The sequence below is a fragment of the Klebsiella sp. MBT K-1 genome (assembly GCF_002556465.1).
Classification (GTDB): Bacteria; Pseudomonadota; Gammaproteobacteria; order Enterobacterales; family Enterobacteriaceae; genus Klebsiella; species Klebsiella grimontii.
The window spans coordinates 304,208-318,459 of record NZ_PDEL01000003.1 but is presented as its reverse complement, the minus strand read 5'-3'; the positions used below and the strand labels follow the sequence as shown (position 1 = coordinate 318,459).

The 14,252-nt window shown below is 57.4% G+C and carries 14 protein-coding genes; 4 read left to right on the top strand and 10 right to left on the bottom strand.

Translation table 11 applies throughout. The features are described from left to right. Positions 1-3 precede the first annotated feature (3 nt). Both CMQ96_RS28830 and mutM read left to right on the top strand, forming a co-directional pair. Positions 4-1,110, top strand: coding sequence for an energy transducer TonB (locus CMQ96_RS28830; protein ID WP_255256981.1), 1,107 nt, complete (start codon positions 4-6; stop codon positions 1,108-1,110). 63 nt (positions 1,111-1,173) lie between these two features. After that, positions 1,174-1,983 carry a bifunctional DNA-formamidopyrimidine glycosylase/DNA-(apurinic or apyrimidinic site) lyase gene (mutM, locus tag CMQ96_RS06120; protein ID WP_004137720.1) on the top strand — a complete coding sequence of 270 codons (810 nt, stop codon included), beginning with the start codon at positions 1,174-1,176 and terminating at the stop codon, positions 1,981-1,983. Between the two features lie 100 nt (positions 1,984-2,083). On the opposite strand, the gene coaD is transcribed toward mutM, so the two are convergent. The 7 genes from coaD to rfaQ all read right to left on the bottom strand — a co-directional run bounded on the left by coaD (position 2,084) and on the right by rfaQ (position 9,016). Next, positions 2,084-2,560, bottom strand: a complete 477-nt coding sequence (gene coaD, locus CMQ96_RS06115) for a pantetheine-phosphate adenylyltransferase (RefSeq protein WP_004106901.1) — start codon at positions 2,558-2,560, stop codon at positions 2,084-2,086. Further along, positions 2,557-3,333: a glycosyltransferase family 2 protein gene (locus tag CMQ96_RS06110; protein ID WP_004137723.1), complete on the bottom strand. Its 777-nt coding sequence runs from the start codon at positions 3,331-3,333 to the stop codon at positions 2,557-2,559. Before CMQ96_RS06110 ends, coaD begins: the two co-directional genes overlap by 4 nt. Further along, entirely contained in the window at positions 3,333-4,607 is a 1,275-nt protein-coding gene (gene waaA / locus CMQ96_RS06105) for a lipid IV(A) 3-deoxy-D-manno-octulosonic acid transferase (RefSeq protein ID WP_024359715.1), read from the bottom strand. The genes CMQ96_RS06110 and waaA overlap by 1 nt, the downstream gene beginning before the upstream one ends. Before the next feature lie 92 nt (positions 4,608-4,699). After that, positions 4,700-5,689 carry a glycosyltransferase gene (locus CMQ96_RS06100; protein WP_004137725.1) on the bottom strand — a complete coding sequence of 330 codons (990 nt, stop codon included), beginning with the start codon at positions 5,687-5,689 and terminating at the stop codon, positions 4,700-4,702. 29 nt (positions 5,690-5,718) lie between these two features. Then, positions 5,719-6,813, bottom strand: a complete 1,095-nt coding sequence (locus tag CMQ96_RS06095; RefSeq protein WP_004137727.1) for a glycosyltransferase — start codon at positions 6,811-6,813, stop codon at positions 5,719-5,721. Between the two features lie 2 nt (positions 6,814-6,815). Continuing rightward, positions 6,816-7,943 carry a glycosyltransferase family 4 protein gene (locus CMQ96_RS06090; RefSeq protein WP_004137728.1) on the bottom strand — a complete coding sequence of 376 codons (1,128 nt, stop codon included), beginning with the start codon at positions 7,941-7,943 and terminating at the stop codon, positions 6,816-6,818. Further along, positions 7,940-9,016 (bottom strand): putative lipopolysaccharide heptosyltransferase III, encoded by a 1,077-nt coding sequence (gene rfaQ / locus CMQ96_RS06085; RefSeq protein ID WP_004137731.1) that lies wholly within the window; start codon positions 9,014-9,016, stop codon positions 7,940-7,942. Before rfaQ ends, CMQ96_RS06090 begins: the two co-directional genes overlap by 4 nt. Positions 9,017-9,127: 111 nt before the next feature. Between rfaQ and CMQ96_RS06080 the strand changes: the two genes are divergently transcribed. Beyond that, a complete protein-coding gene (locus CMQ96_RS06080) occupies positions 9,128-10,090 on the top strand; it encodes a polysaccharide deacetylase family protein (protein WP_004137733.1) in 963 nt (320 codons plus the stop codon). Positions 10,091-10,111: 21 nt separating this feature from the next. Further along, positions 10,112-11,194 carry a glycosyltransferase family 9 protein gene (locus CMQ96_RS06075; RefSeq protein ID WP_098066231.1) on the top strand — a complete coding sequence of 361 codons (1,083 nt, stop codon included), beginning with the start codon at positions 10,112-10,114 and terminating at the stop codon, positions 11,192-11,194. A 32-nt stretch (positions 11,195-11,226) separates the two neighbouring features. Here the strand turns inward: CMQ96_RS06075 and CMQ96_RS06070 are convergent, their stop codons facing one another. The 3 genes from CMQ96_RS06070 to rfaC are packed head-to-tail and all read right to left on the bottom strand — an operon-like array spanning position 11,227 to position 14,250. Continuing rightward, complete coding sequence (locus tag CMQ96_RS06070) at positions 11,227-12,393, bottom strand: O-antigen ligase (RefSeq protein ID WP_049086966.1); 1,167 nt, start codon at positions 12,391-12,393, stop codon at positions 11,227-11,229. Then, positions 12,371-13,279, bottom strand: a complete 909-nt coding sequence (locus tag CMQ96_RS06065) for a hypothetical protein (protein ID WP_004137736.1) — start codon at positions 13,277-13,279, stop codon at positions 12,371-12,373. The genes CMQ96_RS06070 and CMQ96_RS06065 overlap by 23 nt, the downstream gene beginning before the upstream one ends. Next, entirely contained in the window at positions 13,279-14,250 is a 972-nt protein-coding gene (gene rfaC, locus CMQ96_RS06060; RefSeq protein ID WP_049086967.1) for a lipopolysaccharide heptosyltransferase RfaC, read from the bottom strand. Before rfaC ends, CMQ96_RS06065 begins: the two co-directional genes overlap by 1 nt. Positions 14,251-14,252: the final 2 nt, after the last annotated feature.

The following is a 14,252-nucleotide window of genomic DNA, read 5'->3' as shown; positions in this document are numbered from 1 at the left end:
AACGTGGTGGTTGAGTGCAGCAGCGGCGTTCCCGAGTTTGATAAAGCGGCGCTCCACTACGCGCCGCAGTGGCGTTTTCACTCTAATCGGCAGGGAAAGCGCCTGCTGATGCCGGTGACCTTTATCAGCGATCGCCTGTCTCCGAATGAACACTATCGGGAAATGGAATCACGGGCGATGCGTATCTCACGGCTGGCGGCCCGGCATAATAAACCTGGAATGGAAGCCGCCGCGCAAGAGATGGCCGCTCAATTCACCCGGATGAAAGCGCTTTTTCCGCAGAAGAAACTGAGCGCGGAAGAGGCGCGCAATTTACAGCTTATCTACTTCAAAAAACGAGAAAAAACGACCAAAGGCAGAATAGAAGGTTTTACCGAAATGACCGAGGCGATGGAAGCGCTGGTCGAAACGCATCCCTACTATGCGCCGTTATTGAAGGATTTGGCGCTGAGAAAGAGTTATGTTTCCTTTGACGAGAAACGGGCGACGTGGGCGCAACTGCTGGCGCTGGCTCCGGAGGATCCGCAGGTGTGGATGGGGTGGGGCAGCCTGTGGGCCGAGCGCGATCCTGAACTGTACATCGGCGCAATGATCTACTCCCTGTTGCTACAGCCACTCGCCGAGGATACCGAGCAGAAAATAGCGAATATCAAAACTAAGCTACTGATGCGGGTTGGCATGGGCGAGCGTAATGCGATTCTTTCGGCAAAAGTGTACGCGGATTATGCTGATATCCTCGGGGAAAGAGCGAAAGGTGAAGAGACCGCAAAAGCCGGGGAAATCTTGCCGGCGAGCAAAAAGCTGGACCGCCATGAAACGCTCGTTCCCTTTGACCCGCCGGTGAGTATGACGGTTGATATCGACAAGAATGCGGTGTTGAACGCGTCTTTCTTCGGCGTTGAGTGGAAGGCGCCGCAAATGCAGGGCGATAAACGGACTGAGCTTACCGTTGATATTGATAAAAACGGCGCGCCGACGCTGGTGCTGGTGAGCAAAAGCAGCGAAGTGGAACAGTACGATGCGCGGGCGGTCGATATGCTCTGGCGCTGGAAGTTCAAACCGCAGCCCGATGGCAGGCAGATAACCATCGGCGTGAATTTTCAGCACTAGTCGCGTCGCGGCCTCCTGAACGAGGTAAAATAGCGGCGCCTGCTGTTTTAATATGAGAAAAATATGCCTGAATTACCTGAAGTAGAAACCAGCCGCCGCGGGATTGAACCGCACCTGGTTGGCGCCACTATCCTGCACGCCGTGGTGCGTAATGGACGCCTGCGCTGGCCGGTTTCCGAAGAGATCTATCGCCTGAGCGACGTTCCGGTGCTCAGCGTGCGCCGCCGTGCCAAATACCTGCTGCTGGAGCTGCCTGACGGCTGGATTATCGTCCACCTCGGCATGTCCGGCAGCCTGCGTATCCTCAGCGAAGAGCTGCCCGCAGAGAAGCACGATCATGTAGACCTGGTGATGAGTAACGGCAAGGTCCTGCGCTATACCGATCCGCGCCGCTTTGGCGCCTGGCTGTGGACCAAAGAGCTGGAGGGCCATCCGGCGCTGGCGCATCTGGGGCCGGAGCCGCTGAGCGATGAGTTCAACGCTGATTATCTCCAGCAGAAGTGCGCGAAGAAGAAAACCGCGATTAAGCCCTGGCTGATGGATAACAAGCTGGTGGTTGGGGTGGGCAATATCTACGCCAGCGAATCGCTGTTTTCGGCGGGGATCCATCCCGATCGTCTGGCGTCCTCGCTGTCGCGCGAAGAGTGCGAGCAGCTGGTGAAAGTGATTAAGCTGGTCCTGCTGCGCTCCATCGAACAGGGCGGGACGACGCTGAAGGATTTCCTGCAAAGCGACGGTAAACCGGGCTATTTCGCCCAGGAATTACAGGTTTATGGCCGCAAGGGCGAGCCGTGCCGCATTTGCGGGACGCCGGTTATCGGCAGCAAGCATGCACAGCGGGCGACGTTTTATTGCCGCCAGTGCCAGAAGTAAGGTGCGATGGTTGCGTTGATCCCGTCTCGCGCTGCGCTTGGTCCGGTAGCCCGGACAGATGCGCAGCATCGCCTCCGGGAAGAGCCCCGAAGGCGCAGGATTACAGCTTCTTCAGCAGCGCCTGGTGAACGTTAGCGGGCAGGAAGTGAGAGACGTCGCCCTGGTGGCGCGCCACTTCTTTTACTAGCGAAGAGGAGATAAACGACCACTCTTTGCACGGCATCAGAAACACGCTCTCCAGCGTCGGCATCAGATGACGGTTCATATGCGCCAGCTGCATCTCATATTCAAAATCCGCCACCGCCCGCAGGCCGCGAATCAATATATTGGCCTGCTGCGCGCGGGCGAAATTAGCCATTAAATCGCTGAAGCCGATAACCTCAACGTTAACCAGATGCGCCGTTGCCTGGGTGGCCAGCGCGATGCGCTCGTCGAGGGTGAACATCGGCTTTTTGCTCGGGCTGGCGGCGATAGCCAGCAGCACTTTATCGAACATGCTGGCCGCGCGGGTGACGATATCAATATGGCCGTTGGTGATAGGGTCGAAGGTTCCCGGATAGATCGCTTTTGTGCTCATAATGATACTTTCTCCGAGTAGCCGCGGCTCAGGGCCCACAGCTCGGTGTATTTATTAAACGTGTATTGCGCGTTGACTACCGCCAGCAGCCAACCTTGCTTTCCATCCAGCACGCCGCCGCGCAGCAGCAGCGTTTTAACAAAGGCGCCCAGCGTATGGCCGAAGATAGCGGCCAGCGAGGTCTTCTTCCCTCTTTGATGGCGCTCCTGCGCCCAGGCGGCGGCGTAAGCCAGCTGCTTTTGCTGAAAGCCGGAAAAATCGCGGCAGGTCAGATGCAGCAGATCGCCCGCGAGTTCGATAACCTGCGCGCCCTGGCCGTCGAGAGATTCGTGAACCAGATTATCGTTATAGCGGTAACGGTCGCGTTCGTACAGGCGCATCACGCGGTCGGGGTACCAGCCGCTGTGGCGCATAAAGCGGCCAAGAAAATAGTTGCGGCGGGCGATGCTGTATATCGCCCCGGCTTTCGGCGCGGCCAGCACGCTGCGGATGGACTGCGCAAGCTCCGGGGTAACGCGCTCGTCGGTATCGATCATCAGCACATAGTCGCCGGTGGCGTAGTCCTGGGCGCGCTGACGCTGAATGCCGTAGCCCTGCCAGTCGCGGTTGATATGTACCTGAACGCCCAGGCTGCGGGCGAGTTCAACGGTGTTATCGCTGCTGCCGGAATCCAGCAGTACTATCTCATCGGCCCAGCTTACCGAGGCCAGACAATCAGGCAGCAGATCCGCCGCATTTTTGGCGATCATCACGACCGAGAGGCGAGGCGACATCAGTGGCTCCGCTGCGGCAGGTAGGGTTGTAGTAACTGTAGCAGACGGGAGAGGGCGCCCTGGTTTTGGTGCAGGACTTCCACCGCGTGACGGCCGTACCACAGACGGTAATCTTCATCGGTCAGCAGGTTGGAAACCTGCGTCACCAGCGAATCGGCGTCGGTCACGGTAATCAGACCGTCGTCCTGCTGCAGCTTGGCGCAAATATCTTTGAAGTTGAAGGTGTGCGGGCCCATCAATACCGGAATCGCGTGAGCGGCGGGCTCCAGCGGGTTATGACCGCCGCGTTCCACCAGGCTGCCGCCGACAAACGCGAGGTCGGCAATACCGTACAGCAGCATCAGCTCGCCCATGGTATCGCCAATCACCACCTGGGTACTGTTCGACGGGATTTCGCCGGTACTGCGCAGGGTGTAGCTCATTCCCGCTTTCTGCACCATCTCGCGGGCGTCGCCGAAGCGCTCCGGGTGGCGAGGGACGAGGATCAGCAGCAGGTTGGGGAAACGCTCGAGCAGCTTTTTATGCGCCTGAAGAATAATTTGTTCTTCGCCGTCGTGGGTGCTGGTGGCAATCCACACCTGGCGGTGCGGCGCCCACTGGCGGCGTAGGGTGATGGCGCGAGCCGCCAGCTCGGGGGTGACCGAAATATCAAACTTCAGGCTGCCGGTGACCGCCAGCTGATTGCGTTTCAGGCCAAGGGCGATAAAGCGGTTAGCGTCTTCTTCGTTCTGCGCGGCGATAAGCGTAATGCGGCTCAGCAGCCGACGCATAAATTTACCCAGTTTGGCATAGCCTTTCGCCGAACGTTCGGACAGACGAGCGTTAGCGATCACCAGTGGGATTTTACGCTTGTGCAGTGTGGCGACCATGTTCGGCCACAGCTCGGTTTCCATCACGATAACCAGCTTTGGCTGAACGGTATTGAAGAAGCGATTCATCGCGCCGGGCAGATCGTAAGGCAGATAGACGTGATGCACGTCTTTGCCAAAAGCGGACATGGCGCGCTCAGACCCGGTTGGCGTCATGGTGGTGACGGTGATCGGCAGATAGGGGTAACGGTGGCGTAGCGCGCGCACCAGCGGGATAGCCGCCAGGGTTTCGCCAACGGAAACGGAATGCAGCAGGATGCCACCCGGTTCTACCTTGTTCTGGCAGAAGCCATAACGTTCCTTCCAGCGTTTACGATAGGCAGGGGCCTTACGGCTGCGTAACAGCAGTCGCAGCCACACCAGCGGCTGAATGAGGTAAAGTAGGGCGGTATAAAGCAATTCCAAGCGATTTATCCGTATTTATGTTTTTGCGGGCAAATTCTAAGCATTTAACCCGCGTAAAGCTATCTCTTTGGCGGAAACTAAGGGATTCAGTATTAAGCCGCGTCGCGATAGCGCTTGATGCGCAGATAGCGGCGTCCAAGACGCCAGCGTAGACGGAACGTACGGGCGTTTTTCCAGATCAGGCGCCAGATGCCGCGGTCGAAAAACTCTTTAATGATAATATGCTTTTTTGACTCATCTTTCATGCTATCGAAGGTATGAATAATTCCCAGCCCCTCTTTGGCGATCTGCCAGCGGCAGGCGGAAATATCGCGAACCTTATCCGGGTAGCGCTGGTTGATGGCGTCCAGCATCTCCAGAATCTTCATGTAGTGGCGCGCTGAACGCATCAGCGTGTCATCGTTGTCCGGTTTATGCGACACCGATTCCGAGTGAATATAGTAATCGTAGAACTGCTCGCTGGTGTACTGCACGCGTTCTGCCGCCAGCAGCACTTCGGTGGTCCAGGGGATATCCTGATGACGCAGGCCAGGCTCAAAATGGAAGCGGTGGCTCGCGATAAATTCCCGGCGATAGATATTCAGCCAGGTGACGTGCAGGAACTTACGAGAATCCAGCGCCTGCTTTAACCAGACGTGGCCGGGCAAAACGCCGGTCGACTGCAGCCGGTCCAGCGGGAAAATGGGATGGATATCTTTTTTCGTCTCGTAGACGTAGCGGCCGTTGCAGGTGGCGACGTCAAGATTGCCCTTTTCCGCCATTTCCAGAAGCGTACGGTACATGCCCGGGTAAAGCTTATCGTCGATATCCGGGAAGGTCAGGTACTTACCGGTCGCCGCGGCGAGGCCGGTATTGCGCGCCACCGACACGCCCTGGTTTTCCTGCTCCAGCACGATCACGTTTTGCAGGCGCTCTTTCCACTGGTCGATAACCGCAAGGCTGCCGTCCGTCGACCCGTCGTTCACCAGGATCAGTTCATAGCTTTCCAGCTGCTGTTGCTCAAGGCACTCAAAGAATTGCGCAAGGAATTTTTCGCCGTTATAGACGGCGGCTACGATGCTTAGTAAAGGCGTTTGACTCATAACTCATTGATCCTGGTTAAATAACGGCGTCAGGCGCTGCGCAGCTGACGATACTGCTGACAAATCGATGCCACGCTGAACTTCTCCAGCGCCGCTGCGTCGATGGCCGGCGGGCTATGGTAAATGCTTTGCATCGTCTGAGCCAGCGCCGGGCTGTTGAGATCCGCCAGGCCGCGCGACAGCTCGCCGGTGAGGATCTCGGTCACGCCGCCCGGGCAGCGGGTGCTGGCGACCGGCGTATCCAGCAGCAGCGCCTCCACCACCACGTTGCCAAAGCCTTCGCTATCGGAGCTCAGGACCAGCATCCGCGCGCCTTTAATCCACGGCAGCGGGTTTTTCTGGAAGCCTTTAAACAGGACGCGATCGGCAACCTGTAGCTGCTGCGCCAGCTGGCGCAGGCGCTGTTCTTGTTCCGGTTTGCCCTGCCCCAGCAGCACCAGTGGCGCGTCGATGCCGCTTTGCGCATAGGCCTCAATCAGGCGGTCGTGACGTTTGCCGGGGTGAAAGCGGCCGACGTGGATAATATAGTCGCCGTCGGGGCGCTGGCTGGGTTCTTCAGCCGCGGCGCGCAGGGCGGCGATATCAAACGGGTTATAAATAGTTTTCAGCTGGGCGGGGCGAATGGCGAACTGCTCAACCAGGTCTTGACCGACCGCATCGGAGACGGTGACGACGTTGCGTCCCTGATAAACGCGCCCGATCTTCTGCTTTTTCATCCAGCGGTCAAAACCGCTGCGATGTCCGAGATAGGAAGTCGAGAACACGCCGTGCAGGCAGAACCAGACGTTGCGCCCGTTCAGCAGGCGGCTGCGGGAGACGATGCGGTCGGTTTTATGCAGATTGGAGAGCACCAGTTCGAAACGGCCCTGCTGTTCTGCTTTCTCGATTGCCGTATCAAGCTGGCGCGCGCGCCGGGATAGCTCGGTGAGTTTGCGCCAGGGTTTGCGGCAGCGGTCGGCGATGACCTGATAATCCAGCCCCGCCGGTAGCGGATACTCGCAGATGTCGCGCAGGGAAAAAAGCGACACCTGTTCGCCCTGGCTAAGAAAATGCTCCGCCAGCGTCAGCACCACTTTTTCCGCGCCGCCGCCGGGCAGGCCGTCGATAACAAACAGTATGCGCATCGTTATTTCACCAAATCCTGATAGAGGGAGAGCAGCTGCGCCGAGAGCCGTTCGCTGGTGCAGGTCATGATCCGCTCGCGGGCGCGCTGGCCTTCTGCAGAACCCAAAGCCCGAGCGGGCAGGGCGTTAACCGACTCCTGCAGGGCCGGGATATCCAGCGCATCGCAAACGTAGCCGTTGCTGCCCTGAACGATAAACTCCGCGCCGCCGCAGCCGGTAGTCGTAATCACCGGCAGGCCGCAGGCCATCGCTTCGAGAATGACGTTGGGGAACGGATCGTACAGCGTCGGCAGCAGCAGGCCATCGGCCATCTGGTAGAACGGCAGGGTTTCCGACTGCATACCGAAAAAGCGCACCCGTTCCTCGCAGTTCAGCGTTTTCGCCAGCTGCTGGTAACGACCCTGCTCTTTATCTTTGCCCACCACCAGCAGGTAGCGATTGGTCGGGGCGATGGCGCGGATCGCCGCATCCAGTCCCTTGCGCTCAAAGCCGGAGCCGACGTAAATCAGGCAGGTCGCCTGGATCGGCAGATTCCATTTGGCGCGCAGCGCGACGAAGGCTTCTTCCGTCGGCGGCAGAAAACGCTGGTTATCGATGGCGTTATAGATGACGTGGATTTTTTCCGCCGGCAGGCCGAAGTCTTCAATAATCTCGCGTTTAATCATCTCCGCGTTGCAGATAACGCCGCGCAGGTGCGAGTCCTGGTACATTTCGCGCTCGGCCTGCATCACATAGCGATGGTAGCGGTCGGCAAACAGCAGGCGGCTTTTCCAGCCGGGCAAAATGCGCGAGCGCTGCTGCAGCCAGCGGCGGTGTACGCCATCTCCGGCACGGTACAGGTCGCAGCCGGGGATGCGCTCATGGCTTTGCACCAGGTCAAATGATTCGCGCTGCCAAAGCTGGCGGGCGGCGTCGGCAAACCCACGCTCGCGGCTGATCCGCCCCCACTTGCGCGGATTGCAGATGTGGATGTTCCACTCGGGCTTCACCGGCCCCTGCCACTCGCGAGTGATGACGTTTAGTTCAAGATCGCTGTCGTCGAGGGCTTCCAGCGCGCGGGAGACAAAGCGTTCCGCGCCGCCGTCCGGGCGATACTTCTGGCGTACCAGAGCCAGCCTGAATTTACTCATGCCAGTACCTTTTTCGCCGCCGCGATAACCGCGTCGGTGGGAATTAAATCGAGATAACGTTCGTCCGTGCCGGTATCGATATCATCAGGGTCGGGAATAGCGCCGAAATCGCCTGCCCAGATAACCTCGCCCTGCGCCTGCCAGGGACGCCAGAAGGTGAGCTTGGAGGGGCCGAAAAGCGCGACCAGCGGCGTACCCAGCGCGGCAGCCATGTGCATTGGCACCGAGTCGACGCCGATAAATAGACGGGCATGATCGATGACGGAGGCCAGCTGGCGCAGGGTGAGCAGCCCGGCGAGGGAGTGCAGGCGAGCATCGGGGCAGCCCGCCATAATGGTGTCGATCATCTGCTTCTCTCTGGCGTCAGGGCCGGAGGTCAGCACGACCGGGTAGCCTGCGTCAGAAAGCGCGTTAATCAGGGCGCTCATCCGCGCTTCGCGCCAGCACTTAAAGAACCAGCGGGAGGTCGGCTGAATGACGATATAGTTATCCTGAAATTCTTCCGGCAGCAGCGCGCGGCTGGCGCGCCAGTCCTGATCGCTGTAGCCCATCTTCGCCGGCGCGTCATCAATAGCCAGCCCAAGCGGCGCCAGAATCGACAGGTTCTGCTGCACGGTATGCTGCTGGTTATGCTGCTCGGTTGAGGCGAGGGCGGTATGGCAAAAACGCCAGGCCGGATGACGACGTTTCGGGAAGTCAAAACCGATGCGGGTGGCCGCGCCGGTCAGTTTGGTGATGATCGCGCTGGGCCACTGATCGGCAAGATTGAGCACCATATCGTAGCGCTGCTGGCGGAGCGTGCGAATCAGACGCCACTCCATCTTTAGCTGATGGCCGGCGCCCTGTTTTTTCCAGCGCCGGTCAATGCCGTAAATGTGGGTGATATCGGTATTCGCTGCGAGCATATCCCGGGTTTCTTCATAAAGCAGCACATCCACGCTGGCGGCGGGATATTGCTGTTTTAGCGCGTGAATAAGCGGGGTTATCAATAGCATATCGCCATGATGGCGCAGCTTGATGACCAGGATTCGCGCCGGGTTCACGCGGCCGGAAGTGCGGGTTTCAGGCGTCATTCTCTGTTCTTCATTCAGGGTCAGGGTTCCGATTCTAGGGGATCAGATAGATTGAGAGAAGCGTTGTCTTGCTCTACCATGACCCGATACGTATGGCCTGAGGACGTTTTCGTGCACAAACCCGCATTTCTCATCACGATTGACACAGAGGGCGATAACCTCTGGCAAAAACATGACAGCATCACCACCGAGAATGCGCGTTATTTACCGCGTTTTCAGCAGCTTTGCGAAAAGTACGGTTTCAAACCGGTCTGGTTGACCAACTATGAAATGGCCATCGACCCGGTTTATATCGAATTCGCTAAGGATGCGATCGCCCGGGGAACCGCGGAAATCGGTATGCATCTGCACGCCTGGAACAGTCCGCCGACCGATCCGCTCACCGATGACGACTGGCGGCATAAACCGTACTTGATTGAGTACAGCGATGCGGCGATGCGGGCGAAAGTCGACTATATGACCCGCCTGCTGGAGGAGACCTTCCAGACCAAAATGGTCAGCCATCGCGCAGGACGCTGGGCCTTTGACGAGCGCTACGCGCGTCTGCTGATGGAGTATGGCTATCTGGTGGATTGTTCGGTTACGCCGCGGGTGAACTGGAAAACGGCGAAAGGCGCGCCGCAGGGCGACGGCGGCACCGATTACCGTCATTTCCCGCAGCACGCCTATTTCCTCGACGAGAACGATATCCGCCGTGAAGGGCAATCATCGCTGCTGGAAGTGCCGATGAGCATTCAGTACAAGCATCCCGCGTGGATGAATAGCCTGAAGCAGGGTTACGATCGCCTGCGCGGTAAAGTGCGCTCGCCGTCCGTTCACTGGCTGCGTCCGATGGGCGGCAACGTCGAGACGATGAAAAAAGTGGTGGAACAAACGTTGACTCAGGGCAATGACTACGTCGAATATATGCTCCACTCTTCTGAGTATATGCCCGGCGGCAGTCCAACGTTTAAAAACGAGCAGGATATCGAGCGTTTATATGCCGATCTGGAGTCTTTTTTCAGCTGGCTGGCGCCGCAGGTGAAGGGAATGACGTTGGCGGAGTATTACCAACAGAAACGCACACAGCGATAAAAGATCACAACCAGGTACCGTATGCGTATCGTGAAGCAGTTTACGCGGAAGAAAAATGCCTTCTTCCGCGAAATTAAGTTTAATTTAATTAACTATCGTTACAGAAATAAAAGCGCGCGCCAGCCCTTTAATCCCGCGAAGATTCAGCATGTTTTATTATTGCGCCTGGATGACAAAGTTGGGGATATGGTCGTGACAACCGGCTGCGCAAAGCTTTTAGCCTACCGGGGCTATAAGGTTTCTGTGCTGACCGGGCCGGTTTGTAAGCAGATGCTTGCCGGCGCGGATTTTCTTGAGCAGGTCTATTTATATCAGCCGCGGATGCCGTTAAATGCGTTGCGCGCGGCAGGATTTGACGCGGTCGTTGATTTTGACGATGTTAAAACCTACGAGCGTTTTAAACTGCTGGCTGATTTGCAGCCCGGCTGCGTTATCGGTTTTAATAAACAAGAATATAAACTTTACGATCACTCCATCCCTTTTCTGGATAGCAGCAGCCATATTTCCGCCCGCTATAAAGCCGTCGCCAGGCTATTTGGCATAGAACACCCTCATTACCACTATCATCTGCCCGGCGATGCTTTTGAGCGGGAAAGAGTTAAAACACTGCTGGCTCAGCAACAGGGTAGCGAGCTCTGCATTGCCATCAACCCATTTACCGCCTCAACGGATAAAGACTTTTGCCGTCATCAGGTTTCTGCCCTGATTGAGCGCCTATATACGCTCCCTTATAAAATCAGCGTCGTGATGGTCGGGCATAGCGAGAAAATTCGTCAGCTTAATCTGGAAACGGCGCTGCATCTGCCTGATAGCAATATTAATTCAGCGGTTGAGATTGTTCGCCACTGCGATCTGGTGATTACGGCGGATACCGCCATCGTGCATATTGCTCGCGCGTTCGACAAGCCCATGGTGGCGGTTTACAACAAACGTAAACTCAAAGACACCGGATTGCCGGGCTATACCATCTGGGCTCCGGGTTATGACAAGGCCAGACAAATTGTCTGCGAAGAGACTAACGTCGCCGACATGACCATTGACGCGGTCTGGCCGGTGATCAAAGCCCAGGCGGATGCCCTGATCGCCGCTCGCCAGCAGGCATAAAAAAGGGCCCGCTGCGGGCCCTTCTCCTTCTCTTAGCGTTTCGCCTTCAGGCCTCCGCTGAGCGCAATGCCCAGCGGTAGCCAAAACAGTGGCCAGCTTTCGCGAGGGTTGCTGATGATAAACATGCCCTGCGAAGCCATAAAAATCAGCGCATAGATAAAAATCGCCAGCCCGTAGCGGCCATCCTGCTGGTTACGCCATGCCTGCCATAACCCTCCGGCAATCACCGCCAGCAGCAACGCCAGGCCGATTATGCCGCCTTTCAGCAGTGCGCCAAGATAGACGCTGTGGGTGGTGGTGATATGCTCGCCGCTGTAGTTGGTAAAGTTGAGCTCGTAGTCAAAGCCACGACCCAGCCACGGCTGGCTGGCCACTTCCTGGAGCGTATGGCGCCAGATACTGAGGCGCAAACCGCTTTGGGTGCCCAGCTCTTCAAAGCGCGCCAGCAGCAGGTCTCCCGTTGGCGTGAAGAAGAAAAGCGCGCCCAGAACCAACGCTAGCGCGGCGACAATCAGAACATTACGCCGGGTAAAGACGTGCAGGTGCAGGGTGCAAACAAACGCCGCCAGCAGGGCGATAATCGGTCCGCGGCTTTGAGTCAGAAACAGCATCACCAGCATGATCGCCATCGGCACATACAGGAGATGGCTGCCTTTCTCCTTCAGCAGCATGGCGCAAATAAGGATACCGATACCGCAATAACCCGCGAGGTCGATAACGTTAGTCGGGCCGGGATTACCCGGTGATACCAGGCGCTCTTTAAGGACCAGGGTGAAATCGATCGCCATCGTCCAGATGGAGAGCACCGTGATCCCGGCAACGACGCTCAGCAGCGCCAGATGTCGGGTTCGGGGGTCGCCCAGCAGGGTAGTTAGCAGCAGGAGATAAAAAAATAAATAGGCGCCGTGCGTCAGCGGCGAGTCGATATGCTGCGGCGTCTGCCCCCAAATGTTGCTCAGGGCATAGTAAACGCAGAATACCACCAGCAGGATATAAACCAGCCACCGCTGGCGGATGCTTTCCGCTAGCGCCTGACGGTTATCGTGGTTAAGCAGTGAAAGCAAAAACAGCAAAATAGATAAATGAAGAAGGTTGTTTGTCCGGGTTGATACGCAAAAAACGGCGCTAAAAAACAGAAATAAAGTGAAGAAAACGGTGTAGCCCTGTCTGGCGTAACTACTTATTTTTAAAGTACTCATCAAAAGAAACCTTTGCGAAAATCGTTTCCGGAACCGCGCTTTCTAAAGAGAAGTTAACGACCCGAATATGGTTTTGTTGCAGCACGTTGGCAGCGTGCGAAAAGGACGGCATGACCAGGTCATCCACCTTATTTGCCAGCCAGGAGGGGAGTTTATCCTGTTCCGTTTCGTAGAAGCGCGGCTGGTTGAAATTACTCATATCCAGACCACTTATCAGAATGGTTTTAAATCCCAGCCACATCAGAATTTGCAGGGCCCAGTAGACCACGGTTCCGGCGTCGAAAATTCCCTGGCGGATATCGGTGCTAAAGCAAATATCCTGCCGCTGCGGGTGAAAGCGTAACGCCGCAACGCCTTTCCAGACCTGCGGTATCGCGCTTTTGGCGACTTTGGGCTGATAAATTTTATAACAGGCGTCTTCAATTAATGCCAAACGACAGCGCAGTTCCGCGCCGTGACGGTCGAGGATTTTGGCGATACCGTGCATGGTGGTGAAGAGCACGAGATCGGGTTGGCTAATCACCGAACGAATCACGTCCGGCTTTTTATCGTAAAACTCCATATCGACAATGGTATAGAGCGAAAATTTAATTTTATCAGAGAGATGCCAGGCGCCATTCACCCCCATCACCGGAACGCTTTTCGGCAGCCGCGTAAAATCAATGCGGCGCGTCGAGGGACCGGTGGCGGTCAGCAGCACCTCGCCCTCGGCGCTATCCTTCAGTTCGCTGAGATTAACCAGCGGCACCGTTTTCCCTTTGTATTTCAGGGTGCGGATTTCACCGCTCGCCGCACGCGTGATGTGGGTAAACGGCCAGAGATTTTCGTTATGGCGAAAGGCGCGTCGATGCGTGTAGCGATAGATCTGCTTAAATAATGAACCCATTAAGCCAGTTCCTGAGATTTCAACAGTTGCAGAATCCGGGAGGCGGGAATATCCCCCGTGCTGCTGCCGCTTTCCGGGCGCACCACGTACTGATTTTTACCGTAGCCGCCAATTAGCCCCGGATCGGTCGGGCCGTACAGCGTGAAGTTCGGTTTATCGAGCGCGGCGGTGAGATGGCTCAGGCCGGTGTCGACGGAAACCACCCCGCGCGCGCCTGCCAGTACCCCAGCTACCTGCTCCAGGCTCATCCGCGGCAGGACGTCGACAAAATCGTGCCCCTCCGCCAGGCGCCTGGCCCGCGCTTCTTCATGGGGCGCGCCCCACGGCAGTTTGATGCGTACGCCGCTGTCGGCAAGCAGGGCGATAAGCGCCCGCCAGTTCTCTTCCGGCCAGTGCTTATCATCGCGCGTCGTGGCGTGGAGGAACACCAGATACGCCGCGGCGGACGCGTCATTCTGGCGCAAAAAATGACGGGCGATCGCGTAGTCGCCCTGGGTTTCCGGTTTCGCGTAGCCGAGGCTTTTCGCGAACAGTTCGCGGGTGCGCTCAACGGCGTGCTGCTGTTTAGCAATATGGTGGCGACGGTTGTAAAACAGGCTCGCCAGCGGCTCGCGGGCGGTTTGCCAGTCCATACCGTGCTTCACGCCGCGGGCCAGCCGGGTGACCAGCGCGGCGCTCTTCACCAGCCCCTGGGCATCGATGATCGCGTCGTACTTTTCCGCCCGTACGGCGTCGCGGAAAGCCTTGCGCTCGGTTTTGATCGGCGCGGAAAACCACGCCTTGCGCCAGCGACGAATCGCCACCGGGATGACCCGGTCAACGGTCTCATGCCAGGAGGGGATCTGTGCGAAGCCCTCTTCAACTACCCAATCGAAGCGAATGCCGGGAAAGGCCAGCGCGGCGTCGCTCAGCGCGGGCAGCGTGTGCAGCACGTCGCCCATGGACGAGGTTTTTACGATCAGTACCCGCATCC

Bases quoted from the DNA above. Each gene is read 5' to 3' on its own strand.
- mutM (WP_004137720.1), top strand. From the start codon at position 1,174: ATGCCTGAATTACCTGAAGTAGAAACCAGCCGCCGCGGGATTGAACCG.
- coaD (WP_004106901.1), bottom strand. From the start codon at position 2,560: ATGAGCACAAAAGCGATCTATCCGGGAACCTTCGACCCTATCACCAAC.
- CMQ96_RS06110 (WP_004137723.1), bottom strand. From the start codon at position 3,333: ATGTCGCCTCGCCTCTCGGTCGTGATGATCGCCAAAAATGCGGCGGAT.
- CMQ96_RS06100 (WP_004137725.1), bottom strand. From the start codon at position 5,689: ATGAGTCAAACGCCTTTACTAAGCATCGTAGCCGCCGTCTATAACGGC.
- CMQ96_RS06095 (WP_004137727.1), bottom strand. From the start codon at position 6,813: ATGCGCATACTGTTTGTTATCGACGGCCTGCCCGGCGGCGGCGCGGAA.
- CMQ96_RS06090 (WP_004137728.1), bottom strand. From the start codon at position 7,943: ATGAGTAAATTCAGGCTGGCTCTGGTACGCCAGAAGTATCGCCCGGAC.
- rfaQ (WP_004137731.1), bottom strand. From the start codon at position 9,016: ATGACGCCTGAAACCCGCACTTCCGGCCGCGTGAACCCGGCGCGAATC.
- CMQ96_RS06075 (WP_098066231.1), top strand. From the start codon at position 10,112: ATGCGTATCGTGAAGCAGTTTACGCGGAAGAAAAATGCCTTCTTCCGC.
- CMQ96_RS06070 (WP_049086966.1), bottom strand. From the start codon at position 12,393: ATGAGTACTTTAAAAATAAGTAGTTACGCCAGACAGGGCTACACCGTT.
- CMQ96_RS06065 (WP_004137736.1), bottom strand. From the start codon at position 13,279: ATGGGTTCATTATTTAAGCAGATCTATCGCTACACGCATCGACGCGCC.
- rfaC (WP_049086967.1), bottom strand. From the start codon at position 14,250: ATGCGGGTACTGATCGTAAAAACCTCGTCCATGGGCGACGTGCTGCAC.